This is a genomic window from Bacillus cereus group sp. BfR-BA-01310, from assembly GCF_022664325.1.
In the GTDB taxonomy this organism is placed as follows: Bacteria; Bacillota; Bacilli; order Bacillales; family Bacillaceae_G; genus Bacillus_A; species Bacillus_A paramycoides.
The window spans coordinates 1-5565 of sequence record NZ_JAKUHD010000062.1; the positions used below are offsets into that span (position 1 = coordinate 1).

The following is a 5565-nucleotide window of genomic DNA, read 5'->3' on the forward strand; positions in this document are numbered from 1 at the left end:
TGGATGAAATTGATTCTGTTGATGAAACAAATAATACATTTCAAACAGATTCTATTTTAAAGATTCCGGATCTTCCTGAATCTGATTTTATGGATGAACTAGGCGATCAAGAAGAAGTGAATGAAATTGATTCTGTTGACTGTACTAGTGAGTGTGATAATTATGAACAAGGAAAAGTATGTTTTATGACTAAAAAAAGCTCATTCTCCACTCATGTAAAAATTGATGATTTTTTTCATTCTCCTATCTGTAGTAATTCAGTTCAAAATACATTTGAATTTATTGATCTCAATAATAAACAATCCCCTCAATTTGATACAAAACTATTTAATACTATAACTTATTATCCAGAACAGCTTGATTGTCGTTTGGTTAGTTCTGAAATTCATGAAATTATATTTCTTACTGATACTCATAACTATGGTGTGAATAATAAGGATGAGTATTATAAATCAGTTGTAGTTCCTTTACATGACTCATCATTTATGAAAACAGGAGAAATAAATAATAATTCTTATACTTCTTATGATTGTATACATATTAGAGTTCCAGTTGTAATAGGGGAATACAAAATTGAAATATGTTTAGAAGAAAATATCGTGTTTGAAGAAAAGGTTATAAGGGTTAAAGAAATCTCCAAAGAGGTAGTATTAACTAATTGTAAATTTATCCCTAGTCAATTTTCACAATCGTTAGGTAATGGGATATGTACAGTATTAAAAGGAAATTTATTTATAGAAGGGTATATACATCAGAATATTGAGTATACTGCATTTAATAATGGAAATGGAGATTCCATACAAAAAAAGTCAGTAACTCATTTAAATCAAATATGTCAAAAAATTGTATTAGATTTAATCATTAATTTACTACAAGTTCAACAAGTTCGAGTCAGTCATGATGGTAAAATTTTTAAAAGTTAACTGAACCTATATATTCAAAAAAACCATCAATTTTAAATATATTAATAAATAAATATAAAATAAGCCTATGCATTAAAATTAATACTACATATTCTAGTTAAATAGAGTGTGTAAAAACCTCTAAATATGTAATGAAATGAGGTTGTTTTCTTTGAGCGAACAACAAACACCAGGACCTTGTCCAGTCACATCAACAGAACAATTACCATTAAATGCTTCTCCAATTACGCCAATTTCTGCAACTTTTTCTAGAACAACAATACTTAAGGTTCCGGTTGTATTAGCGGAGTCAACACTTCAAATTGTTGTAGAGTCAAATATTATACTTAATCCGGCAGCAACTGAAATTAAGAGAGTGAAAAAGCATGTATTTTTAGATCAAGTTAAACTTGTACCTGTGGCATTTAAGCCTATTGAAGGGACTGACTTTTTTACTGTTGAAAAAGCTAAATTATTTGTAGCAGGACATATTCGTAAAAATATTGAATATGCTACAAATGTTCCAGATGCATGTAATGGAGAACTTCAGGATAGAATTGCTGATGTTCAGTTTTCTGGTTTTGCAGAACTTAAGTGTACGGACTTTTTAAGCCCTCCAATTTTTGCTAATTCTAAAAGTTCCGAAGCTAATTTTATTAGTGATACAAACGGTTTAAATGCACGTTTGGATAAAGCTTTCTTTCAAAATCATGTTAAATACAATGAACAACCATTTGGTGAATTAGTAGCTGCAGACTTCTTTGAACTTGATTTTTCACCAACTGCAGCAACTCCTGAGGGTACGTTTGAGTCATTAACTGAAAAAATTGTATTGGATCTTACTCTGAAAGTGTTACAAATTCAACAAGTCAGTGTTTCTGGAACGCCAGTAGTCCTTCCTACGATTCCTTCTCCTTGTTCTTTTCCTTCTCCTTGATAGTCCAGAAAAAGAACTTTGTTTTTTAAAAACAGAGTTCTTTTCTTTATAGGGTCTTTAATGGATAGTATATAAAAACAAAAAAAACGTCTATAAGAATTTATTTATATATAGTTTACATAAAGTTTTGTTTACTACAAGTTTGAGTTAGTTATAATGGAAAAACCTTCAAAAGTTAACCAAACTTATTTACAGCTCAAAAAAATCTCTTTACTTTCTAAAAATGAGTAAATGATTATTATATTTGCCCGTACATTAAAATTAATACTACATATTCTAGTAACATAGAGTGTGTAAAAACCTCTAAATATATATTGAAATGAGGTTGTTTTTTTGAGCCAACAACCATGTTCACAACAGCTACAACAAACACCAGGACCTTGTCCAGTGCCATCAATAGAACAAATACCATTACAAGCTACTAAAATTACGCCAGTGACTACTCCTTCAAGTTCGCCAATTATTAAGACTCCAGTTGTATTAGCAGAGACAACACTTCAAATTGTTGTAGAGTCAAATATTACGTTCCCTACATCAACTCCAGCAACTGAAATTAAGAGAGTGAAAAAGCATGTATTTTTAGATCAAGTTAAACTTGTACCTGTGGCATTTAAGGCTATTCCGGGGTCTGACTTTTTAACTGTTGAAAAAGCTAAATTATTTGTAGCAGGGCATATTCGTAAAAATATTGAATTTGCTACAAATACATGTAGTGGAGCACTTCAGGATATGATTGCTGATGTTCAGTTTTTTGGTTTTGCAGAACTTAAGTGTACGGACTTTTTAAGCCCTCCACTTTTTGCTAATACAACAAAATTAGAAGCTAATTTTGTTGATGATACAGGTTTAAATGCACGTTTAGATAAAGCTTTCTTTCAAAATCATGTTAAATACAATGAACAACCATTTGGTGAATTAGTAGCTGCAGACTTCTTTGAACTTGATTTTTCACCAACTCCAGCAACTCCTGAGGGTACGTTTACTTCATTAACTGAAAAAATTGTATTGGATCTTACTCTAAAAGTGTTACAAATTCAACAAATTAAAGTTACTGGAAATCCAGTAGTTCTTCCTACGACTCCTTCTCCTTGTCCTCCTACTTCTACTTCCGGTTGCTAGTCGAAAAAAAGGACTCTGTTTTTTTTAAAACAGAGTCCTTTTTTTTATGGGGTCTTATCAGTAAAAAGTGAACCGTCTAGATCAGTTGTCCATGAAATTTTTTATGAAAAGGGTTAGGTGGTTGATTTTGTTTTACAAAAAAGAAAAGCTTCTCTAAATGACGAAAGAAGCTTTCGGAGTGATAATGGCGAAAAAATTAAAAAGAAATACAATTCAATGCCGAAAATGTGGAGATGTGATTTTTAAGTATTATTTATGTCGATCAATTGCAGTTGATAGTGGTCTTGAATATGGTCGAATGATAGGTAATTCAGAGGACATCATTGAATTACATGGGTTTGAAGAGGAAAAAGAGGATTGGATGTTGTGTTTTGCAAGAGATGGAAAGATTTAACAAGGTGTTTCATGTTATTATAGAGGAAAGACATACAAACGAGAAAAACCGCCCAAGCTTTGGACGGCAAGGCGGTTTTTCATAATAAGGTTGGAATCAACCAATATATATTCTATATACATTCTAACATATAAAAGTTGATTCCTTCCACTAAGGGAGAGAATTATTTTATGACAAAAGTTGTAGATTTTGAGCAAGCTGAAAAAAAAGCGAAAATAAGAGATAGTAAGATTAATAGTATTTATGACCAGTTGCAAGTGGGTGGTTACTCAGAAGAAGAGAAGATAATGCTCTTGCAGTTATTAAGTAAAACAACTGGTGGAGATGAGTATTTCATAGGGAAAAAGAAAAAACCTACAGATCGGGTGAGATTCGTGCAGCTAATTATGGATAACATTAATTATCTTACTGAACTTGAGTATTTGAGTAGCAAGGAAGAAGCATTTTTATTTAAACTTGCTCCATATGTGGAATTTAAAACTAACGTTATTATTCAAAAAATTGATAAGGATAATGTAGATACAACTACTCCAGCATCACCTACATATTTGGCTGAACGTTTTAAAATGGCAAGAAAAAATGTTTCTGTAACGATGAATGGTTTATTTAAAAAAGGGGTTTTAGGAGTTGCAGAAGCAGGAATAACCACAGAAGATGGTCGTGCATGCACAAGTCGTACATGGTTTGTAAATCCCAATATTATGTGTTGTAGTCCAAAAGATGGAATAGATAAAGCAACTCAACATATTTTTAGAAATTCATTAAGGAACTTTAAAATTGATGAGTCTAAGAAAAAATATAAATTACCAATCTACTTATTTTAGATGTCAAATTCTCATTGACATCTTTTTTTTATTATGATTTTCCTTTTTTTAGGTGTTACGAAAAGGTAACACAGGTGTTACCTTTTCGTAACACCTCATGTCTTATAAACCCTTGATATTACTGACTTTCTTCACTTTGCTCTTCTCACTCTTATATATAGAGCTAAAAGTTCCGCAAGGAACGGGTCGTATTTTCTTTCGCTTTGCTACAGAAAATCTCCACCCTTTTCGCTTTGCTACATCCTTGCAAAACTTTTTTCGGCTCGGGTTTTGGTGGTACCAAGCCGACACATCCAAAAGTAACTATCTAGATTATCGGCTTGAATTTGCTATTATACGAGCCGAACCGCTAGTGCCTTCGCCTAATAATTCCACTTACCATATTGATAGATACGTAATACGTGGGGGTTCGTCCCCACACGACGAACCAGCCTCAACCCCAAAAGCAAAAAAAACCTCTTTTAAACCTGTTTATTTTGCTTTTTAAGCCTATATCTTTGTTTTTAAGATAAATAGGTGTTGTTTTAGTTTTATATACTTTAAACGGGATTCTGAAGCATCTGGATTGGATTTTGCGTTTAGGTTTTATTTATATAATTATCGTTATCGGAGGTGAAATACTTTAGATTATAAACTATGTTATATGGGTTAAGGGCGTTGTTAATTCTCATTCCTAATTATTTCATTTAAGTATGTTATACAACTTGATACACAGGATCTGAGTAGAACTCTGAATTATTATACTAGGTAGTAAGATTTATTCCTTCTGATTTACTACCTGGTATAATACCCTAACCTTTATTCGGAACAAGGGATAATAAGCTTTAAAGGCAATCTTATGTTGTAAGGATTATATGCGTATACGGTTAATGTAACTGGGCATGCCGTCGGAATCTCTATACCAGGTTGTAACCAATGTCCATTTCCATCCACTCGAAACAAAGAACTTGATGGATAGGGAAATGAATTATTATCTTTGTCAGTAAACGTCATTTTTTCTATCGTACTATTTGGCAAAAACCCCGATCCTTCAAGATTAAGAACCTTACTAGGTGTATAGGTTGCTGTAATCATAGGGGGTTCAAGTACTGGTTGGATTTGGTTGAGGAAATTGAGAACATCAACATTATTTACAGTTAACTTTCCGGTTATCCTAACATCCCCTTCAAACGCCCCAGCTATCACTCCCTTCCCAAAAACACCAGGTTGGTCCTGGCTTTGGCTTTCTCCCCATACTCCTATAAAATTTTGGCTGGTACCGACGACACCAGCTTGATTTGTACTATCACCATGAACCCCTTGCCAATTTTGATTTCTTCCGAAAACGCCAGGCTGGTTCTGGCTCTGGCTTTCTCCCCATACTCCTATAAAATTTTGGCTGGTACCGAC

At 32.8% G+C, this 5565-nt stretch carries 6 protein-coding genes; 5 read left to right on the top strand and 1 reads right to left on the bottom strand.

What is annotated here, in order from left to right; translation table 11 throughout:
* The 5 genes from MR109_RS29385 to MR109_RS29405 form a co-directional block, all read left to right on the top strand.
* Window positions 1-923: BC_2427 family protein (locus MR109_RS29385; RefSeq protein ID WP_374202597.1), on the top strand; the 923-nt coding region annotated here is incomplete at its 5' end.
* 151 nt (window positions 924-1074) lie between these two features.
* On the top strand, window positions 1075-1839 hold the full coding sequence (locus MR109_RS29390; RefSeq protein ID WP_242274830.1) for a CsxC family protein: 765 nt from the start codon (window positions 1075-1077) through the stop codon (window positions 1837-1839).
* A gap of 333 nt (window positions 1840-2172) precedes the next feature.
* Window positions 2173-2958 carry a CsxC family protein gene (locus MR109_RS29395; RefSeq protein ID WP_242274831.1) on the top strand — a complete coding sequence of 262 codons (786 nt, stop codon included), beginning with the start codon at window positions 2173-2175 and terminating at the stop codon, window positions 2956-2958.
* 184 nt (window positions 2959-3142) lie between these two features.
* Window positions 3143-3352, top strand: a complete 210-nt coding sequence (locus MR109_RS29400) for a DUF7695 domain-containing protein (RefSeq protein ID WP_242274832.1) — start codon at window positions 3143-3145, stop codon at window positions 3350-3352.
* 170 nt (window positions 3353-3522) lie between these two features.
* On the top strand, window positions 3523-4176 hold the full coding sequence (locus MR109_RS29405; protein ID WP_098475748.1) for a MarR family transcriptional regulator: 654 nt from the start codon (window positions 3523-3525) through the stop codon (window positions 4174-4176).
* Between the two features lie 798 nt (window positions 4177-4974).
* Here MR109_RS29405 and MR109_RS29410 read toward each other — a convergent pair.
* Window positions 4975-5565 (bottom strand): hypothetical protein (locus MR109_RS29410; protein ID WP_242274833.1); only part of this gene is annotated, 591 nt, incomplete at its 5' end.

Bases quoted from the DNA above. Each gene is read 5' to 3' on its own strand.
- MR109_RS29400 (WP_242274832.1), top strand. From the start codon at position 3,143: ATGGCGAAAAAATTAAAAAGAAATACAATTCAATGCCGAAAATGTGGA.
- MR109_RS29405 (WP_098475748.1), top strand. From the start codon at position 3,523: ATGACAAAAGTTGTAGATTTTGAGCAAGCTGAAAAAAAAGCGAAAATA.